Origin of the sequence: Mycobacterium sp. Aquia_216 (assembly GCF_026723865.1) — a bacterium.
In the GTDB taxonomy this organism is placed as follows: Bacteria; Actinomycetota; Actinomycetes; order Mycobacteriales; family Mycobacteriaceae; genus Mycobacterium.
Genome location: NZ_CP113529.1, coordinates 4,428,548 through 4,448,986, shown reverse-complemented (window position 1 = coordinate 4,448,986; position 20,439 = coordinate 4,428,548). Strand labels below are relative to the sequence as shown.

Below are 20,439 nucleotides of genomic sequence, written 5' to 3'. Positions count from 1 at the left end.
GTGACTGAAACCTCCGGTGCCAGCGCCCGGCTCGACGAACAGCGGCTGGAATTATTGCGCCGCAAGATCGCCGAACGTGGCCTGGCCAGGCCCGCGGCCGAGGGATCCGTGGCGACCTACGACGAGCCGCGCATGTCCGGCGGTCAGCACCGGATGTGGTTCGTGCAGTCGGTCGACCCCGACAGCGCGCTGCTCAACATCTGTGTCTCGTATCGCGTTACCGGCACCGTCGATGTCGCACGCCTGCGCGATGCGGTCGAGGCCGTAGCCGCGCGTCACCCGGTCCTGCACACCACCTACGAGACCGACGCCGACGGCTACCCGTATCCGGTGATCCGCGAGGGGCTGCGGCCGGACTGGGCCGAACATGACCTGTCCGCCTTGGGCGATCAGTCCCGGCGGTTGCGGCTGGACGTGCTCGCGCAGCGGGACTTCTCCCGCCCCTTCGACCTGGCCAAGGATTCGCCGCTGCGCGTCACCGTGGCGCGCTTGTCGGCCGACGAGCTGATGCTGCTGATCACCGCGCATCACATCGCGTGGGACGACGGGTCGTGGGCGCCTTTCTTCGCCGACCTGACGCGCGCGTACACCGACCCCGACGGTTTCGCGGCGGCGCCGGCCGCGCCGGCACCCGTGGTCGAGCCGGCTTTCGCCGACGCCCCCAGTCACGACGAGGATGCGAACTACTGGAGGCCGCTGATCACGAATCTCCCGGAACCGCTTGAGCTTCCGGGCGCCAACGGTTCGGTGGTGCCGAGTTCCTGGCGCGCGCAGCGCGCGACGGCGCAGTTGTCGGCTGAGGTTGTCGAGCGGGCGGCGGCACTGGCCCGGGAAACCGGCGCCACCCCCTACATGGTCCTGATGTCCGCCTTCGCCGCGCTGGTGCAGCGCTACACGCAGTCGAGTGACTTCCTGGTTGCAGTCCCGGTGCTCAATCGCGGCGTCGGGACCGAGGATGCCATCGGCTACTACGGCAACACGGTGGTGCTTCGGCTACAACCGCACTCCCGCCAGACGTTCCGGCAACTGCTGGTCCAGACTCGTGACAGCGCCGTGGGCGCCTTCGCGCACTCGCGCGCCGACTTGGACTGGCTGGTGCGCGAATCCAATCCCGATCGCCGACACGGCGCGGACCGGATGACCCGGGTGAGCTTCGGGCAGCGCGACGGCGACGGCGCCGGCTTCTGCCCGCCGGGCGTGCGGTGTGAGCGCGGCGAGTTGCGCGGTCACTTCAACCAGCTGCCACTGAGTTTCATGGTGGAGCTGGAGCGCTCACCGAACGGCGGCGGAGTGGTCGAGGCCGAGTACCTGGTCGAGGTGCTGGATCGCCCGCTGGTGGAACAGCTGCTGCGGCACTACGTCGTCTTGCTGGACAATGCGCTGAGCAACCCCGACGCGGCGCTGTCCGCGTGCGCGCTGATGAGCGACGACGACGCCGAGTGGCTGCGCCAGGTGTCGACGGGAGAAGAGTTCAGCACGCCGGCTGCCACGTTGCCCGAGTTGGTCAGCCGGCGTGCGGCTGCCTCGCCCGATGCCATTGCCGTCGGCTACGAAGGTCGCAACTACAGCTATCGCGAGATCGACGAAGAGTCGAACCGGGTGGCGCACTGGTTGATCGAGCAAGGCGTCGGCACCGAAGATCGGGTCGCGCTATTGCTGGACAAGTCGCCCGAACTCGTCATCACGGCGCTGGGCATCCTCAAAGCCGGCGCGGTCTATCTGCCGGTGGACCCCACCTATCCGGAGGATCGAATCTCGTTCATCCTGGGCGATGCGGACGCCAAACTGGTTCTCCGCGAACCGGTTGCCGGCTTGTCGAACTACCCTGTCACCGCGCCCGCAGAGTTGATTCGGCCACTGAGCCCGCACAACACCGCCTATCTGATCTACACCTCTGGTTCGACGGGGTTGCCCAAGGGTGTTCCGGTGCCGCACGCGCCGATCGCCGAGTACTTCGTATGGTTCGGTGACGAATACCAAGTCGACGCAACCGAATCGCTGCTGCAGGTTGCTTCGCCTAGCTTCGACGTGTCGATGGGCGAGATCTTCGGCACGCTGATCATGGGCGCCCGACTGGTGATTCCACGGCCCGACGGGTTGCGCGACATCGGCTATCTGACCGACCTGCTCAGCCGCGAAGGCATCACCTCGATGCATTTCGTGCCGTCGCTGTTGGGTCTTTTCCTGTCGCTGCCGGGTGTCAACCAGTGGCGCACCCTGCGGCGGGTCCCGATCGGCGGGGAGGCACTGCCCGGCGAGATCGCCGACAAGTTCCACGCCACCTTCGACGCGCTGCTGTACAACTTCTACGGACCGACCGAGACCGTCGTCAACTGCACCAGCTACCCGGTGCAGGGCACGCAGGGCTCCCGAATCGTGCCGATAGGCAGACCCAAGATCAATACCCAGGTGCATCTGCTCGACGATGCGCTGCAGCCGGTCCCGGTGGGAGTGATCGGCGAAATCTACATCGCCGGAACACATGTCGCGCACGGGTATCACCGTAGGCCGGGACTGACGTCCGAACGTTTCGTCGCGGACCCATTCACTGCGGGCGGGCGGATGTACCGCTCCGGGGACCTGGCCCGCCGCAACGGCGACGGAGACATCGAGTTCGTCGGCCGCGCCGACGAGCAGGTGAAGATACGCGGCTTCCGCATCGAGCTCGGCGAGATCGCCGCCGCGATCTCGGTCGACCCCAGCGTCGGACAAGCAGTCGTGCTCGCCGTGGATTTGCCGCGGCTGGGCAAGAGCCTGGTCGGATACATAACCCCGGCCCCGGACTGCGGCACCGAATCCGTTGACGTCGAACGTATTCGCGCCCGGGTCGCCGCGGCGCTGCCGGACTACATGACTCCGGCCGGCTACGTCGTGCTCGACGAGATCCCGATCACGGCGCACGGCAAGATCGACCGTGTCGCGCTCCCGCAACCGGAGATCGCGGCCGGCGCCGAATACCGCGAGCCGACGACGCCCACCGAACGCCGGATCGCCGCACTGTTTTCCACATTGCTCGGCCACGACCGAGTGGGTGTCGACGACTCGTTCTTCGACTTGGGCGGCCACTCACTGGTGGCCACCAAACTGGTCACCGCGATCCGCTCGGATTGTGAGGTGGAGCTCGGCATCCGCGACGTCTTCGAGTTGGGGACGGTGGGCCTGCTGGCCGAGCGGATCGACCAGCTGCGCTCCGGCGAGCGCGCACGGTCGCGACCGAAACTCGTCGCGACCGCTCACGACGAACCGTCCCCCGCGGGCGGGAGGTATCCCCAGCCGCTGTCGGCTTCGCAGCTGCGTAGCTGGTTCGCGTACCGCATCGACGGGCCCAGCTGGGTCAACAACATTCCCTTCGCCGCGAAGCTGACCGGGCCGTGGGACATCGAGGCGCTGATTGCCGCCATCGGCGACGTCGTCGCCCGCCACGAAATCCTGCGCACGAGCTACATCGAAATCGACGGTGTCCCTTACCAAGTGGTCAATCCGGTCGGTGATCTGCCGGTCCGCCGCGCCGCCTTCGACGGCGCTGCCGAGGAGAAAGAAGCCTGGCTGACCGAACAACTCGACGCGGAGCGTCGGCACAGCTTCGAACTCGATAGCGAACGGCCGATTCGGATCGCGGTGCTGCGCACGGGCGCTGGCGAACATGTGATGTCGTTCGTGGTTCACCACATCGCCTCCGACCACTGGTCGGCAGGGGTGCTGTTCGCCGACGTGCTCACCGCGTATCGGGCCCGGCGCTGCGGAGAGGTTCCGTCCTGGGCGCCGCTTCGCGTGCAGTACGCCGACTACGCGGCCTGGCAGAGCGCGTTCCTGGGCGACGCCGGTGGTCAGGAGTCCGCGATTGCCAGCGAGCAGCGGGACTACTGGACCCGGCAGTTGGCCGGGATGCCGGAGGACACCGGGCTGCGGCCCGACTTCCCGCGCCAGCCGGTGCCCAGCGGCGCGGGTGAATCCGTCGACTTCAGCATCGACGCGACCACCCGGGGCAAGCTTGCCGAGCTGTGCCGCGAGTTGGGCATCACCGAATTCATGCTGCTGCAAACGGCCGTCGCCGTGGTGCTGCATAAGGCCGGCAGCGGTGTGGACATCCCGCTGGGCACCCCGGTAGCCGGACGTACCGAAGCCGAATTAGACCAATTGATCGGCTTTTTCGTCAACATCCTGGTGCTGCGCAACAATCTGGACGGCAATCCGACGCTGCGCGAAGCGCTGGCCCGGACCCGGGAGACGGCTTTGGCCGCCTACGCCCACCAGGATCTGCCGTTTGACCGGGTGGTGGACAGCGTCAGCCCGGTGCGTTCGTTGTCGCGTAACCCGCTGTTCCAGGTGGTGGTGCACGTCCGCGACCAACTACCCGCCACCCGGGTGATCGACGTGGGGCCCGATGGGCGCGACGGCGGCGAGGACACCGTGTGCACGTCGCTGGATCCCGTCTTCGACATGGCGCATGCCGATCTCAGTGTCAACTTCTTGGGCAGCGACGGCACCGACGGTGCCGGGTACAACTGCAACGTCATCTTCCGTACCGAGTTGTACAGCCGGTCCACCATCGAGCGATTGGCCGGCTGGCTGGCCCGGATCGTCACCGAGTTCGCCAACAACGTCGACCAGACTCTGCGCGACGTTGCGGTGATCGACGCCGACGAGCAGCACCGCATCCTCGACGAGTGGAGCCGCGGTGCCCGGGCGCCACACGACCGACCCCGCACCATCCCGGAATTACTTGGCCCCAGCCGGAATTGGGGACCCGACCGCATCGCGGTGCGCTGCGGTAGTGAGCAGATCGACTACCCCGCACTGCACCGCCGTTCGGACAACCTGGCGGCGCTGCTGCGCGAGCACGGGGTGAAACCCGGATCGCTGGTCGGGCTCTCGACACGACGCGGTATCGACATGGTGGTTGCCCTGGTGGCCATCATGAAAGCCGGCGGTGGTTACTTCCCGATCGATCCCGGCTATCCGCTGGCGCGCAAGCAATTCATGCTCGACGATGTCCAGCCGCCAGTGCTGCTGGCGACGGCCGAAGCGGCCGACAGCACGCCGGAGGTGCCTGGGGTTGCCGTGATTTCGCTGGACGACCCGCAGGTGCGTGCCGTCGTGGAGAACACCGACGCGGCCGAGTCACCGACCCAGGACCTGCCGCACCCCGACGACCCGATGTATTTGGTGTTCACGTCTGGATCTACCGGGAAACCAAAGGGCGCCGTCGGCACGCATCGGTCCATGTCGGCCCGGCTGGATTGGCAGTTGCGGCATTACCCGCCGTGCGCCAACGACATTCGATTGGCACAGGCGTCCATCACCTTCCTCGAGGGGGGTATGGAGTTGCTGGCCGGCCTGGCGGCGGGGGCCACGATGATCCTTGCCGACGATGCCGAGCACCGGGACGCCGAAGCCCTGGGGGCGTTGATGGATCGGCATTCGGTGGCGCAGGTGACCGCGGTGCCCAGCCTGGTCTCCGCGCTGGTAGACAGCCGGCCGGATGTGGTGCGCTCGCTGTCACGCCTGGTCTGCGGTGGTGAGCCGGTGAGCGCGTCGCTGCTGGAGCGGCTGACGGCCGCGTGCGCCGACAACGCGGAGATCCAGCTGTTGAACAACATCGGTTCCACCGAGACCTCCGGTGCGGTGTCCCGCGGGCTGCTCGGCCTGCCGAATCCGCTTGTGGGCAGGCCGGTACCGGGTGCGGAGGCTTATCTGCTCGACGATGGTCTGCGTCCGGTGCCGGTCGGTGTGGTCGGCGAACTGTATTACGCCGGCGACCAGCTGGCCCGGGGCTACTGGAAGCGGGCCGGTTTGACCGCAACGCGGTTCGTGGCCAATCCGTATGCGCTGGAACCCGGGTCGCGTCTGTACCGCAGCGGCGACTTGGCCCGGTGGACCGAGGACGGCGAGCTGGAGTTCGCCGGCCGTGCCGACCATCAGGTCCAGGTGCGTGGCTTCCGCGTCGAGTTGGCCGAGGTCGAGTCCGCGCTGGCGGCCGCTGACGGCGTGGCCGCGGCGGCGGCTCGGACCTGGGAGGTGCACGGCGGGGTCTCGCTGGCCGGATATGTTGTGCCGCAACAGCCGATCGTTGACGACGCCGAGAAGGCGGCCTTCGCGGGTGCGGTGCGTGCCGCGATCGCGACGACGCTGCCGGGATACATGATGCCCTCGTCGTTGACGGTGCTCGAGGCGATGCCCAAGACAGACTCGGGCAAGCTGAATCGGCCCGGACTGCCCAAGCCGGCCGTCAGCACCAGCGGCCAGATCGAACCGTCGCGCACCGACACCGAGCGGGCCCTGGCCAAGGTGTTCGCCGAACTGCTGTCGACGCCCGAGGTCGGGCGGTTCGATGACTTCTTCGCCCTCGGCGGTGACAGCATCCTTTCGGTGCAGCTGGCGTCGCGGGCCCGCGCGGCCGGCCTGGCGGTCAGCCCGCGGATGGTCTTCGAGCATCCGACCGTGCAGCAGCTGGCCGCCGCCCTGGATGCCCTGGGCGACGCGCAGACCGACAGCGAGCAGACCGACGAGCCGGCGGATACCCGCTTCGAGCCGATGGCCGCATCCGGTCTGTCGGCCGACGATCTGGCTGCCGTGACGCAACTGTGGTCGTCGTCGCGTGACGGGACGTCATGACCGCCACCAAAACCGATGTCGCACCGGACATCGAGGACGTGATGGCGTTAAGCCCCCTGCAGGAGGGTTTGTATTCGCTGAGCGCGCTGACCGAATTCGTCGAGGGCGAAGCGGCCGACGATCCGTACATGATCGGAATGGCCGCAGACATCTCCGGTGTGCTCGACGTCGAGCTGTTGCACGCCTGCGCGACAAAGATGTTGGCGCGACACCCGAACCTGCGGGCCAGCTTCTTCAGCCGGGGGATTGCGCGTCCGGTGCAGATCGTGCCGTCCCGGGTCGAGTTGCCGTGGCAACTCGTCAAGGCCGACTCGCCCGAAGATGTGCAGGCGCTGGAGGTTGGCGAACGACGGCGACCGTTCGATTTGGAACGCGGTCCCGCCATCCGTTTCCTGCTAGTCGAATTGCCCAGCGCGCGATGGCGTTTGGTGATCACCGCCCACCACATCGTGATCGACGGCTGGTCATTGCCGGTGTTCGTCAACGAGATGATGATCTTGTACGGCGCCGGCGGAGATCTCGCGGCGCTGCCTGTCGAACCGCGGCCGTACCGCGATTACATCGGGTGGCTGGCGAGCCGCGATCCGGTGGCCAGTCAACAGGTTTGGCGCCAGCACCTGGCCGGCCTGCCGGGCCCCACCTTGCTGTCGGCTTCGCTCGGCTCCGCCGAACTGGCCGACGGGCAGCAGGCGGGTTTGCCGCGCACGACCGAACTGCGGCTGCCGCCCGAGGGCGCCGAGCGACTGGTCGACGGCACCCGGTCGCGTGGCATCACCGTCAACACCTTGATGCAAATGGCGTGGGCGCTGGTGTTGTCGCGGCTTACCGATACTCACGACGTGGTCTTCGGGGTAACCGTTTCGGGCCGGCCGCCCGAACTCGCCGGCGTCGAGACGATGATCGGCCTGTTCATCAACACCGTGCCGATGCGGGTCCAGCTCGATCCGGCCGCCGGCGTCGGCGAACAATGTCGCGCGGTGCAGCGCAACGCCGCACTGCTGCGCGAGCACGGTTATCTCGGTCATGCACAGCTGCGTGCGCTTGGCGGGGTGGGCGAGATGTTCGACACCCTGCTGGTCTACGAGAACTTCCCGATGGACGGGCTGGTCGCGGGCGGCGAATTAACCGCTGGCGGTGCGTCATTCCGGCCATCCGCACTGGAGAGCCTGTCCCACTTCCCGATCGCGGTCGCTGCCCACATGGAGGGGCGCGAACTGGTGGTGCTGGTCGAGGTACTGGACGGCGCGCTGGGTGCCACCAGCGCCGAGCGGCTGGGCCGGCGAGTGCTGACCGCCGCCGAACGCCTGCTGCAGGGCTGGGAGCGGCCGCTTCGTGAGGTCAGCGTCCTCTTCGAGGACGAGGCCGTCGCGCTGGACACCGCAGCTGTGGCGGCCCCACCGGGGCTCGGCATCCACACCCGGTTCGCCGAGGTCGCGGCGAAAGCGCCGGACGATGTCGCGATCAGCTGGGCGGGCGGCACGCTGAGCTACCGCGAGCTCGACGCGCGCGCCAACGGGCTTGCGGCCCGGCTCGCGGAGCGCGGGGTGAAGCCCGAAACCCCAGTCGCCATCAGGCTTTTCCGCGGCCCGGAGTACATCGTCGCGATGCTCGCGGTGCTCAAGGCCGGCGGCATGTGCGTACCGATGGAGCCGGGGCTGCCGCCGGAACGGGTGGAGTCGATTCTTCGCCAAACCGGGGCGTCGATCGTCTTGGACGAGGGGCTGGCCGCGGAACTGCTGGGCGCCGGCGACCAGGGTGGCCCCGACTTCCGCCCGGTCGAGGTGCCGCCTGGGCACGCCGCGTATGTCGTCTTCACATCGGGTACTACGGGAGAGCCCAAGGGCGTCATCGGAACTCACGCGGCTGTCGGCGCGTATGCCGACGATCATCTGGATAGCGTGTTGCGACCCGCCGCCGCCCGGCTGTCTCGGCCGCTGCGCATCGCGCATGCCTGGTCGTTTGCGTTCGACGCCGCCTGGCAGCCGCTGGTCGCGCTGCTGGACGGCCACAGCGTGCACGTCGTCGACGAGCGGACCCAGACCGACGCCGAGGCACTCGTCGGGGCGATCGCCGAGCACGGTGTCGACATGATCGACACCACGCCGTCGATGTTTGCCCAACTCACCGCGTGCGGTTTGCTCACCACGGTTCCGCTGGCGGTGCTCGCGCTGGGCGGGGAAGCGCTCGGCAGCTCCGCGTGGGCCCTGATCCGCGGCGAGTGCGCCCGAACCGGGTTGCGGGCCTACAACTGTTACGGCCCCACCGAAACCACCGTCGAGGCAGTGGTGGCCGTCATCACGGAGTACGACGAGCCGGCGATCGGACGGCCGACCCGGCAGACCCGCGGGTACGTGCTGGACTCGGCGCTGCGACCGGTGCCCATCGGCGCGACCGGCGAGCTCTACCTGGCCGGCGCGCAACTGACCCGCGGCTATCTCGGCCGCGCGGGGGAGACGAGCCACCGATTCGTCGCCGATCCGTTCGCCACCGGCGAGCGGATGTATCGCACCGGCGATGTGGTGCGTCGGGGGCCGGACGGCGCACTGCAGTACGTGGGGCGCGCCGATGCGCAGGTGAAGATCCGGGGCTACCGGGTCGAACCAGGCGAGATCGCCGCCGCCCTCGAATCCCACCCCGCGGTCCAGCACGCCGGCGTCTTGGTGCGCAAGCGCGGCGCGGTCGCGCGGCTGACCGCCTACGTGGTGATCGCCGATGCGGCGCCTGCACCGTCGGCGGCCGAGCTGCGCGGCATGCTCGGTACCCGATTGCCGCGCTATATGATTCCGCAGCGCATCGTCACGGTCGACGAGATCCCGCTGACCGCCAACGGCAAACTCGACGAGGCCGCGCTGAGTGCTTTCGATGCGGCCGATGTCGCGGGCTCCGCCGGGGCCGAGCCCGAGACGCCCACGGAAGCCGCACTGGCCGAAGTGCTTTCGGAGATCCTGCACCTGGGGGCACCACCCGCTCGCGGGGGACCCGGCGTCGACGTGACCGCGGACTTCCTGCAGCTGGGCCTGGACAGCATCATGGCGTTGTCGGTGGTGCAGGCGGCGCGGGCGCGGGGTATGGCGTTGCGCGCCAGGCTCATCCTCGAATGCGCCAACGTGCGAGAACTCGCCGAGGCGATCGATTCCGAACAGTCCGCTGCCGCAACGGATGTCGAGGAAGAATTCGGGCCTATGCCGGTGCTGCCCAACGGCCGCTGGCTTTACGAATACGGCGAGGCTCGCCGGCTGGCGCAGACCGAGGCGCTGCGGCTGCCCGATGACGTCAGCCGCGAGCAACTGGATGCGGCGCTGGCCAGCATCGTGGCGGGGCACGAAGTGCTGCGCGCTCGTCTGGACCGGGCCAGGATGACCCTGGTCCCGACGCCGGCCACCGATACCGTCGGGGAGCTCGTCAACGAGGTGGCGGTCAGCGGCGATCTGCAAGCCGTAGTCCCCGGGCACGTCGCGCAGGCCGTCGACCGGCTTGACCCCGAACGGGGCGTGCTGCTGGCCGCCGTGTGGCTTCGACCCCCGACGGGGGGAAGCGTGCTGCTGCTGGCCGCCCACGTTTTGGCGATGGATCCGGCGTCCTGGCGGGTGGTTCTCGGCGAACTCGACGCTGCCCTACGGGCGTTGGGGACCGGCCACTCGCCCGCACCGGTCCGCGAGCACACCAGTTACCGGCGCTGGGCCGGTGCGCTGGCCGAGCGTGCCGACCAGTTGGACACCGCACCGTTCTGGGCGGCTCAGCTCGAAGGTGATGATCCCAATCTCGGTGCCCGACGGGTGGATCCGGCCCGCGACCGGGCCCGCGATCTGATCGTTCGCATGGTCGCCACCGACGCGGACATCACCCGCCGGCTGTTGGACTCCGGCCTGCCGTTGCCCCACCTGCTGGTCGCGGCCACCGCGGCGACAGTGACGCGCTGGCGTCAGGGAAGAAACCAAACCACGCCGCCGCCGCTGCTGGCGCTGGAAACCCACGGCCGCGCAGACAGTCTGGTCGACAAGCCCGGCGCGCACACGGTCGACACCGGCGACACGATCGGACTGCTTAGTTCCATCTACCCGGTGCGGGTCGCCTCGGCCGACCCGCGAGCAGTGGGGGAGCAGTTGGCCGCCATCCCGGGTGACGGACTCGATTACGGCTTGCTGCGCTATCTGCGGACGGACACCGCCGCGCGCCTGGCGGCGTTGCCCGACCCACAGTTGCTGCTCAACTATCTCGGCGCGGCCCATACCGGAGGCGGCACCGTGCTGATGCCGGAGCGCGGGCTGCTCGCCGGCGTATCGCCGCAGCCGGAACCGAATCTGGCGGTACGGCACGAACTTACGATTATGGCCACCGTGTTGACGTATGACGGGCAACGTGTCCTGGCCGCCCAGTGGCGCGCCTTGCCCGACATTCTCGATGATGCGGATATCTCTGCGTTACAACAACTTTGGATTGAATCACTTCGGGAGGTGGTGACATGAGCACGCTAGCGATTCTCGGCGCCGGCGCCAAGGCGGTGGCCGTGGCCGCCAAGGCAAAGGCGCTGCGCGACATGGGTGTCGAGGTCCCCGACGTCGTCGCCGTCGAACGCACCGGAGTCGGGGCCAACTGGCAGGCGAGCGGCGGTTGGACCGACGGGGCGCACCGGCTGGGTACCAGCCCGGAAAAGGATGTCGGGTTTCCGTACCGGTCGGCGCTGGTGCCGCGGCGCAACGGCGAACTCGACGAGCTGATGACGCGGTACAGCTGGCAGTCCTATCTGATCGCGACCGCGTCGTTCGCTGAGTGGATCGACCGGGGCAGACCCGCACCGCCGCACCGTAAGTGGAGCCAGTACCTGGGTTGGGTCGCCGATCAGGTCGACATGTTAGTGGTGCACGGCGAGGTCGACGGACTGGGCGTCGCCGGTGACCGCTGGGCACTGCACACCCACGAGACCACCGTGCACGCGGACGCGCTGATGATCACCGGGCCGGGCCAGGCGGAGAAATCGCTGCTGCCCGGCAACCCGCGAATGATGTCGATCGCCCAGTTCTGGGACCGTGCCGCCGGCCACGACCGGATCACCGCCGAGCGAGTCGCCGTGATCGGCGGCGGCGAGACGGCCGCCTCGATGCTCAACGAGCTCTTCCGGCACCGGGTTTCGACGATCACCGTCATTTCGCCCCAGGTGACGTTGTTCACCCGCGGCGAGAGCTTCTTCGAGAACTCGCTGTTCTCCGATCCCACCGATTGGACCGCCCTGACGCTGGACGAGCGTCGCGACGCGCTGGCCCGCACCGATCGAGGAGTGTTCTCGGCGAACGTGCAGGAGGCCCTGCTGGCCGATGACCGTATCCGCCACCTGCGCGGCCGCGTCGCCCACGCGGTGGGCCGCGACGGGCAGATCCGGCTGACGCTGTCCACCAACCGGTTCAGCGAGAACCTGGAAACGGTGCACGGTTTCGACCTCGTCATCGACGGCTCCGGCGCCGACGCGCTCTGGTTCACCTCGCTGTTCAGCCAGGATGCGCTCGACACCCTCGAGCTGGGGCTGGGCGGACCGCTGGCCTCCGATCGCCTGCAGGAGGGGATCGGCTACGACCTGTCCCTCACTGACGTCACCCCCCGGCTGTTCCTGCCCAACCTGTCCGGCCTCACCCAGGGGCCCGGATTTCCCAACCTGAGCTGTCTGGGCCTGCTCTCGGACCGGGTGTTGGGGTCCTGGGTCGGTCCTGCGAATTTGTCCAAATACCAAACGATGGTGGAGAAGCGATGAGCACTAACCCTTTCGACGACGACAACGGCACGTTCTTCGTCCTGGTCAACGACGAGGAGCAGCACAGTCTGTGGCCTACTTTCACCGACGTTCCGGCGGGCTGGCGCGTGGTGTACGGCGAAGCGACCCGGGCGGCGTGCCTGGACTACGTCGAGCAGAACTGGCCCGACATCCGGCCCAAGACTCTGCGTGATTCTCTCGCCGGAACCCGGTCGGCGGGCTAGTCAGCAAACCCGAAATTCTGGGCTGCTACACAGGTTGCGCACAGATTAGTCGGTGTGATCGCGCGTAGCATCTGTCCCAAGGTGCACAACCACACCATCTACACCAGGTGGGCGGTGTGGGTGACATTCCGTCACGTCGCTGCACTTCGAAGGGGGAATCATGAAATCCGTCAAAGCCATCGCCACTAGTGTGGCGGCGCTCGGCGCGCTGGGCGCCGCAGCCCTCGGCGTCACCTCGATTGCGGCCATTCCGGCTGGTAGCACGCTGCAGCTGACCGCGGTCGGCACGCCGTTGCCGCAAGACCCGCCGCCGCCCGCCCCGGCTCCCGCCGCCGGCGTCCCGACTGCCGATGAGCTAACCGGGCTGCTCAACACCCTCGCCGACCCCAACGTGTCGTTCACCAACAAGGGAAATCTGGTCGAAGGTGGCATCGGCGGGACCGAGGCACACCTGGCCGACCACAAGTTGCAGAAGGCGGCCAAAAACGGCGACCTGCCCTTGACGTTTAATATCACCAACATCGCGCCGGGCCCCGGCGGTACGGCAACGGCGAACGTCGCGGTGTCGGGCCCCAAGCTGCCTAACCCGGTGATGCAGAACGTCACGTTCATCAACCAGGGCAGCTGGATATTGTCGCGCTCCTCGGCGATGGAGCTACTGCAAGCGGCCGGACACTGACTAACATCTGGCAGGTTGGCGCAACGAAGGGCCCAGAAGGGGGAACCGTGAAATCCGTAGCTATGAGCGTGGCGGCGCTGGCCGTCATCGGCGGCGCGGCCGTTGGCATCGCTTCCGTCGCATCGCCCATGACACAGGTGCAACTGGCGGCGGTCGGCGCGCCCTTGCCGCAGGACCCGCCGCCGCCCCCGCCCCCGCCGGGCCAAAACCTGCCGAACCCGGACCAGTTGGTGAACCTCTTAAACCAGGTCACCGATGCCGGTGTGTCGTATACGACGAAGCAGAATCTGGTCCAGGGCGGCATCAGCCCCGATGAGGGCCACGGAGCCGACCACGACCTGCGGAAGGCCTACCGGAACGGGAACTTCCCGGAGACCTTCACCGTGACGAACATCCAGCCGGCCGGCCCGAATGCGGCCACCGCCGACGTCGCGATCGCGGGCCCGAAGTTCGCCGGGCCGGTCACCAAGAACCTCGCGTTCGTCAACGAGGGTGGCAACTGGATCCTGCAGCACGATTCCGCGCTCGCCCTGATACAGGCGGCGACGGCGACGAGCTAGCCGGAAACGGCGCTCAGGTCGAGCCGGGCGACGCGCTCCGGGTCGGCCAGGACGTCGATCGCGGCGACCAGCCGGCCCTCGCTACGTCGAGACCCCGCGACGGGCAAACGTGACCGGTCACTGCCCGAAGGTCGAACCCGATCCCTGGGTTTGCTGGCTCAGCGGTACGTCCATGTCGTACACCCGAGCATGGAACACGGTGCGATTGCGCAGCGCGGCCTGCACCGCACGATGCAGGCCGTCTTCGAGGTAGATGATGCCTTTCCACCGCACGGCGTGCGGGAATAGATCGCCGTAAAAGGTGGAGTCCTCCGAGAGCAGCCGGTCCAGGGCCAGCACCGTGGTCGTGGTGACCAATTCATCGAGCCGGATCTGCTGCGGCGGTATCTGGGACCAATCCCGGTAAGACAGCCCATGTTCCGGGTAGGGCTTACCGTCGCGTACGCCCTTGAAAATCATTGGCGGATCGTCTCCGATGCGTCGTCGAGGCCCACAGACACCTGGTGAACAGGCTAGCCGCACGGTAAACGACAGCGCGCGGGGGACGCTCGCGCAAGGAAGTCAGTGTGTCGTGTGAGACCGTAAAATGAACGCGATCAAGGAGGTGGGAACCAATGGGCAGTGCTGATGACCGTCGCTTCGAGGTGCTGCGCGCCATCGTCGCCGACTTCGTCGCCACCAAGGAACCCATCGGTTCGAAGTCGCTCGTCGACCGGCACAATCTCGGCGTGTCCAGCGCCACCATCCGCAACGACATGGCGGTGCTGGAGGCCGAGGGTTACATCACGCAGCCGCACACCAGCTCCGGGCGGGTGCCCACGGAGAAGGGCTACCGCGAATTCGTCGACCGGATCGACGACGTCAAGCCGTTGTCGTCGGCCGAGCGGCGGGCGATCCAAGGCTTTCTGGAATCCGGTGTCGACCTCGACGACGTCTTGCGCCGGGCGGTGCGGTTGCTGGCTCAGCTGACCCGTCAGGTGGCCGTGGTTCAGTACCCGACATTGTCGACGTCGACGGTTCGGCATCTGGAAGTAATCGCACTGACTCCGGCGCGGCTGTTGATGGTGGTGATCACCGAGTCCGGGCGGGTGGATCAGCGCATCGTCGAACTCGGCGACGTCATCGACGATCACCAGCTCTCCCAGCTGCGGGAGATCCTCGGCCAGGCGCTGGAAGGCAAGAAGCTGGCCGTGGCCTCGGTCGCGGTGGCCGACCTCGCCCAGCAGCTGGGCGGCGCCGGCGGCCTGGGCGACGCGATCGGCCGTTCGGCGACGGTGTTGCTGGAGTCGCTGGTGGAGCACACCGAGGAGCGCCTGCTGATGGGCGGCACCGCCAACCTGACCCGCAACGCCGCGGACTTCGGTGGTTCGCTGCGCTCCATTCTGGAGGCCCTCGAGGAGCAGGTCGTGGTGCTGCGGTTGCTGGCTGCCCAGCAGGAGGCCGGCAAGGTGACGGTGCGCATCGGCCACGAGACGGAGGCCCAGCAAATGGCCGGCACGTCGATGGTGTCTACCGCGTACGGCACCATTGACACCGTGTACGGCGGGATGGGCGTGTTGGGACCCACGCGGATGGACTATCCGGGAACTATCGCCAGCGTAGCCGCGGTTGCTCTCTATATTGGCGAAGTCCTGGGTGCTCGATGAGCGCGCACCCGCAGAGTTTGAGGACAGCCGCGTAACGCGCGGCGCAAGAAAGGTCAGGCGTGGCACGCGACTATTACGGGCTGCTGGGCGTCAACAGAAACGCCGGCGATGCGGAGATCAAACGCGCGTACCGGAAGCTGGCACGCGAGCTGCACCCCGACATCAACCCCGATGAGGCCGCGCAGGCGAAGTTCAAGGAAATCAGCGTCGCCTACGAGGTGCTGAGCGATCCCGAGAAACGCCGGATCGTCGACCTCGGCGGGGACCCGCTGGAGAACGCGGCCGCTGCCGGCGGATTTAGCGGCTTCGGCGGTCTGGGCGACGTATTCGAGGCCTTCTTCGGCGGCGGCTTCAGCGGGGGGGCGACGTCTCGCGGTCCGATCGGCCGGGTCCGGCCCGGCTCGGATTCGCTGCTGCGGATGCGGCTGGACCTGGAAGAGTGCGCGACCGGCGTGACCAAACAGGTCACCGTCGACACCGCGGTGTTGTGCGACCGCTGCCAGGGCAAGGGCACCAACGGCGATTCCGCGCCGATCCCGTGTGACACCTGCGGTGGTCGCGGCGAGGTGCAATCGGTGCAGCGCTCGTTGCTGGGCCAGATGGTGACGTCGCGGCCGTGCCCCACCTGTCGCGGCGTCGGCGTGGTCATCCCCGATCCGTGCCATCAGTGCATGGGCGACGGCCGGGTCCGGGCCCGGCGCGAGATCAGCGTGAAGATTCCCGCCGGTGTCGGCGACGGTATGCGGGTTCGGCTGGCCGCGCAGGGTGAGGTCGGGCCCGGGGGAGGGCCGGCCGGTGACCTGTACGTCGAGGTTCACGAGCAGGCCCACGACATCTTTGTCCGTGACGGCGACGACCTGCACTGCACCGTTTCGGTGCCGATGGTCGACGCCGCGCTCGGCGCCACGATCAGCGTCGACGCCATCCTGGACGGCGTGAGCGAGATCGCCATTCCGCCTGGCACGCAACCGGGTTCGATCATCACGCTGCGCGGCCACGGGATGCCGCAGCTCCGGTCGGCCACCCGGGGCAATCTGCACGTCCACATCGAGGTGGTGGTTCCCACCCGGCTGGACAACCACGACAGCGAACTGTTGCGTGAGCTGAAGACCCGTCGAAGCCGCGACGTGCCCGAGGTCCGCTCGGCGCACAACGGGAGCGGCGGGCTGTTCAGCCGGTTGCGCGAGACCTTCACCGGGCGCTAGCCACGGTCTTTGGAGCCCCTGCACATGGTGGCGACGCTGTTCTACGTCGAAGCACTGCCCGACCCCGGTGGACTGGCCGTCGTCGACGGTGACGAGGGGTTTCACGCCGCGACGGTGCGCCGGATCCGGCCCGGCGAGGAGTTGGTGCTCGGTGACGGGGCCGGCGGCTTGGCGCGCTGCGCGGTCGAGCAGTCCGGGCGCGACGGGTTACGGGCCCGGATACTGGATCGCTGGACCATCGCCCAGGGAAAGCCGCCGGTGACGGTGGTGCAGGCGTTGCCCAAGTCCGAGCGTTCGGAGTTGGCGATCGAATTGGCCACCGAGGCCGGCGCCGACGCGTTCCTGGCCTGGCAGGCGGCGCGATGCGTGGCCAGCTGGCAGGGGGCCCGCGTCGAGAAGGGGTTGCGCCGCTGGCGTGCGGTGGGCCGGTCGGCGGCCCGGCAATCGCGGCGGGCGCACATCCCGTCCGTTGACGGCGTGCTGTCCACGGCGGCGCTGATCCAGCGGGTCCGCGACGAAGTGGCCGCCGGTGCCGCGGTATTGGTGTTGCACGAGTCGGCGACCGACCGGATCGCAGATGTTGCTGTGGCGCAGGCGAGCTCGCTGTTCGTTGTGGTCGGCCCCGAAGGAGGCATCGCGCCGGATGAGCTGGCGGCGCTGACCGACGCGGGTGCCGTAGCCATCCGGCTGGGCCCGCAGGTACTGCGGACCTCGACGGCCGCCGCGGTGGCTCTGGGCGCGCTGGGGGTGCTCACCCCGCGATGGGAGCAAACCGTCGAGGTCGGGCCAACTCCGCCGCTCGCGGCTGACCAGGCGGAGCCCTCGGCGTAGACTGAGGCATCCGAACCACCCTTGACGAGGCGAGAAGGCAGGCATCGAAAACCACGTGACGCCACGCGAGACCAGCGCTGTTGACGCAACTGGGGCCGTGCAGGCCGATGCTCAGGTTCGCAGCAGTGTCGACGTTCCGCCCGATCTGGTCGTGGGCTTGCTGGGTGCGACGGACGAAAACCTACGCGCGTTGGAACGCACGCTGAACGCTGATCTACATGTGCGTGGCAACACCGTCACGGTTACGGGTGAGCCGGCCGACGTCGCGTTGGCCGAGCGGGTGATCTCCGAGTTGGTCGCCATCGTCGCGAATCGGCAGCCGCTGACACCGGAGGTGGTGCGCCACAGCGTGGCCATGCTCGTCGGAACCGGGAACGAATCGCCGGCCGAAGTGCTCACCCTGGATATCTTGGCGCGCCGCGGCAAGGCGATCCGGCCCAAAACGCTCAACCAGAAACGCTACGTCGACGCCATCGATGCCAACACCATCGTCTTCGGAGTCGGCCCGGCCGGTACCGGCAAGACGTATCTGGCGATGGCCAAGGCCGTCAACGCGCTGCAGAGCAAGCAGGTAAGCCGCATCATCTTGACCCGTCCGGCGGTGGAAGCCGGTGAGCGCCTTGGCTTTTTGCCGGGCACGTTGAGCGAAAAGATCGATCCGTATCTGCGGCCACTGTACGACGCGCTGTACGACATGATGGATCCCGAACTGGTCCCGAAGCTGATGTCGGCCGGGGTCATCGAGGTCGCCCCGCTCGCATATATGCGTGGACGCACGTTGAATTCGGCCTTCATCGTCCTCGACGAGGCGCAGAACACCACCGCCGAGCAGATGAAGATGTTCCTCACCCGATTGGGTTTTGGTTCCAAGATCGTGGTCACCGGCGACATCACCCAGATCGATCTGCCCGGCGGCGCCCGGTCCGGCCTACGCTCGGCGATAGACATCCTCGACAACGTCGACGACATTCACATCGCGGAGCTGACCAGTGTGGATGTGGTGCGCCACCGGCTGGTTTCGGAGATCGTCGACGCTTATGCCAGGCACGAAGAGCCGGATTCGGGACTGAATCGGGCGGCTCGGCGGGCCTCGAACGCCCGCAGTCGCCGATGATGGTGCGGTGAGCGGGCCATGACGATCGAGGTCTCCAACGAATCCGGTATCGACATCTCCGAAGCGGAGTTGGTGAGCGTCGCGCGGTTCGTCATCGCCAAAATGGACGTGCATCCGGGCGCCGAGCTGTCAATGGTCCTGTTGGACACCGCCGCAATGGCCGACCTGCACATGCGCTGGATGGACCTGCCCGGACCGACCGACGTGATGAGTTTCCCGATGGACGAGCTCGAACCGGGTGGCCGTCCGGACGCGCCGGAGCCGGGGCCGTCGATGCTCGGCGACATCGTGCTGTGCCCGGAATTCGCGGCCGAGCAGGCCGCCGCGGCGGGCCACAGTCTCGGACATGAGTTGGCGCTGTTGACAATTCACGGCGTCCTGCACCTGCTCGGCTACGACCACGCCGAGCACGACGAGGAGAAGGAGATGTTCGCCCTGCAGGGGCGACTTCTCGAAGAGTGGGTAGCCGAACAGGTCGAGGCGTACCACTACGACCGGCAGGACGAGAAAGACCGCCGGTTGCTGGACAAGTCAAGGTATTTCGACAATTGAGCCTTTTAAAGAGAGCACTCGGGATGGCGGTCGCGGCCGCCTTTACTTTGGCGCCGTTGACGGTGCTGGCTATTGCGCCCGGGGCGGCACAGGCATCTCCGTGTGCCGGCGAGGGGTCAAACCCCGTGTCCTGCCAGCACTGTCTGTTTTATGTGCAGGCGTATCACACGGCGAATGTGTGCAACGCCCCCGCGCCCCGGCCGGCCCCGGCGCCGTCGAGCACCATCCCGGCATATATTCCGGAGCCTCCGCCGTTGCCCCCGCCGACTTCCACGCGTCCGGCGCCGGTTCCGGTGCAGACCCCGAAGATCAATCCACCGGCCCCGGGGACGCCGAGAAACGTCTCGGTGGTGGCACCACCGAAGAAACTGGATGCACCACCGCAGGCGGTCGCGGCCGCCAAGGCCGCACCGGCGGCGCGGCTCAATCCCGCCGACCCGCCCAAGCCGCCGACCGAGACGGACTTCAACCAGCAGGTGCAGAACGTCGTCAGCGCCCATAGCGAGAACATCGAGCTCGTCAAGGCCGACAACAAGGCGCTGGTGCGGCCTCGACACTGGGACTACGTCGATTACGACGAGTACCACCGCCCGACGCTGTACAACCCGCTCAGTCAGGCGATGACCTTCCGCTACACCTACGACGGCGCTTCCCGGGAGGCGTACCTGCCGGCCGGCGGCCGGATCGTGCTGGATGCCGCCACCGTGGGCCTGGTCCCGTTCACCGCGGTCGGCGAGAGCTATCTGGCGGCGGGCAGCTTCTACGGCGGGGCCTTTGTGCCGCCGCCCAACTGGCAGGGCCCACCGCCGCCGGAATACGCCATGCCGTCAGCTCCGACTCTGTATCAGAATGTCCTGGCCGAGGTCCCCGCCGATAACCAGATCCTGCAAGTCGGCCAAGTCGCGGTGGTTGGCCGCGACGAAAGCCAATCCGTGGGTAGTCAGGACACCTTCCTGCTCGACGATTCCACCGTGGCCTGGGGCCAGGTCGGCGATCCGGCCACCGGCGTGCAGATCAGGGTGAGCAAGACCCAGTCGCTGCCGGGCTTCGGGCCGACCGACAACGGCGACTTCTTGGTAGCGCTAGCCGTTCGCGGGGAGCCCGCTCAACCTGCTCAGCCCGCCCCGGCGGCCCAAGCGTGGTGGCCGTGGGCGGTGCGGTACGGGTTGTTGGTGTTGGCAGTTGTCCTCATCGCCGGGTTGCTCAATCGTCGAGGCAAGAGCGACGATCCCAATAAAGAATCCGCGACTGAGTCAAGGCATTAGCACAA

General features: G+C 67.7%; 13 protein-coding genes. 12 read left to right on the top strand and 1 reads right to left on the bottom strand.

Going from position 1 to position 20,439, the window contains the following annotated elements:
• From OK015_RS20825 to OK015_RS20800, 6 genes are all read left to right on the top strand, one after another.
• Positions 1–6,615 carry a non-ribosomal peptide synthetase gene (locus tag OK015_RS20825; RefSeq protein WP_268125854.1) on the top strand — a complete coding sequence of 2,205 codons (6,615 nt, stop codon included), beginning with the start codon at positions 1–3 and terminating at the stop codon, positions 6,613–6,615.
• Complete coding sequence (locus OK015_RS20820) at positions 6,612–11,081, top strand: amino acid adenylation domain-containing protein (protein ID WP_268125853.1); 4,470 nt, start codon at positions 6,612–6,614, stop codon at positions 11,079–11,081. Before OK015_RS20825 ends, OK015_RS20820 begins: the two co-directional genes overlap by 4 nt.
• The gene (mbtG, locus tag OK015_RS20815; RefSeq protein ID WP_268125852.1) at positions 11,078–12,358 is read left to right on the top strand and encodes an NADPH-dependent L-lysine N(6)-monooxygenase MbtG; all 1,281 of its coding nucleotides are present in this window, start codon (positions 11,078–11,080) and stop codon (positions 12,356–12,358) included. Before OK015_RS20820 ends, mbtG begins: the two co-directional genes overlap by 4 nt.
• Complete coding sequence (locus OK015_RS20810; RefSeq protein WP_268125851.1) at positions 12,355–12,582, top strand: MbtH family protein; 228 nt, start codon at positions 12,355–12,357, stop codon at positions 12,580–12,582. Before mbtG ends, OK015_RS20810 begins: the two co-directional genes overlap by 4 nt.
• A gap of 160 nt (positions 12,583–12,742) precedes the next feature.
• Complete coding sequence (locus OK015_RS20805) at positions 12,743–13,261, top strand: hypothetical protein (protein ID WP_268125850.1); 519 nt, start codon at positions 12,743–12,745, stop codon at positions 13,259–13,261.
• 62 nt (positions 13,262–13,323) lie between these two features.
• Positions 13,324–13,821 carry a hypothetical protein gene (locus OK015_RS20800; protein WP_268132947.1) on the top strand — a complete coding sequence of 166 codons (498 nt, stop codon included), beginning with the start codon at positions 13,324–13,326 and terminating at the stop codon, positions 13,819–13,821.
• Between the two features lie 117 nt (positions 13,822–13,938).
• Here the strand turns inward: OK015_RS20800 and OK015_RS20795 are convergent, their stop codons facing one another.
• Positions 13,939–14,280, bottom strand: coding sequence for a type II toxin-antitoxin system VapB family antitoxin (locus OK015_RS20795; RefSeq protein ID WP_268125849.1), 342 nt, complete (start codon positions 14,278–14,280; stop codon positions 13,939–13,941).
• 155 nt (positions 14,281–14,435) lie between these two features.
• Here OK015_RS20795 and hrcA point away from each other — a divergent pair, with 155 nt between their 5' ends.
• Genes hrcA through OK015_RS20765 form a run of 6 tightly spaced genes read left to right on the top strand, consistent with a single transcriptional unit; the run spans position 14,436 to position 20,434 of the window.
• Complete coding sequence (gene hrcA / locus OK015_RS20790) at positions 14,436–15,467, top strand: heat-inducible transcriptional repressor HrcA (protein ID WP_268125848.1); 1,032 nt, start codon at positions 14,436–14,438, stop codon at positions 15,465–15,467.
• 59 nt (positions 15,468–15,526) lie between these two features.
• A complete protein-coding gene (gene dnaJ, locus OK015_RS20785) occupies positions 15,527–16,672 on the top strand; it encodes a molecular chaperone DnaJ (protein ID WP_268125847.1) in 1,146 nt (381 codons plus the stop codon).
• Between the two features lie 24 nt (positions 16,673–16,696).
• Entirely contained in the window at positions 16,697–17,503 is an 807-nt protein-coding gene (locus OK015_RS20780; protein WP_268132945.1) for a 16S rRNA (uracil(1498)-N(3))-methyltransferase, read from the top strand.
• A 55-nt stretch (positions 17,504–17,558) separates the two neighbouring features.
• Positions 17,559–18,617, top strand: coding sequence for a PhoH family protein (locus tag OK015_RS20775; protein ID WP_268125846.1), 1,059 nt, complete (start codon positions 17,559–17,561; stop codon positions 18,615–18,617).
• Between the two features lie 18 nt (positions 18,618–18,635).
• Positions 18,636–19,169, top strand: coding sequence for an rRNA maturation RNase YbeY (gene ybeY, locus OK015_RS20770; protein WP_268125845.1), 534 nt, complete (start codon positions 18,636–18,638; stop codon positions 19,167–19,169).
• Between the two features lie 23 nt (positions 19,170–19,192).
• On the top strand, positions 19,193–20,434 hold the full coding sequence (locus OK015_RS20765) for a hypothetical protein (RefSeq protein ID WP_268125844.1): 1,242 nt from the start codon (positions 19,193–19,195) through the stop codon (positions 20,432–20,434).
• Positions 20,435–20,439: the final 5 nt, after the last annotated feature.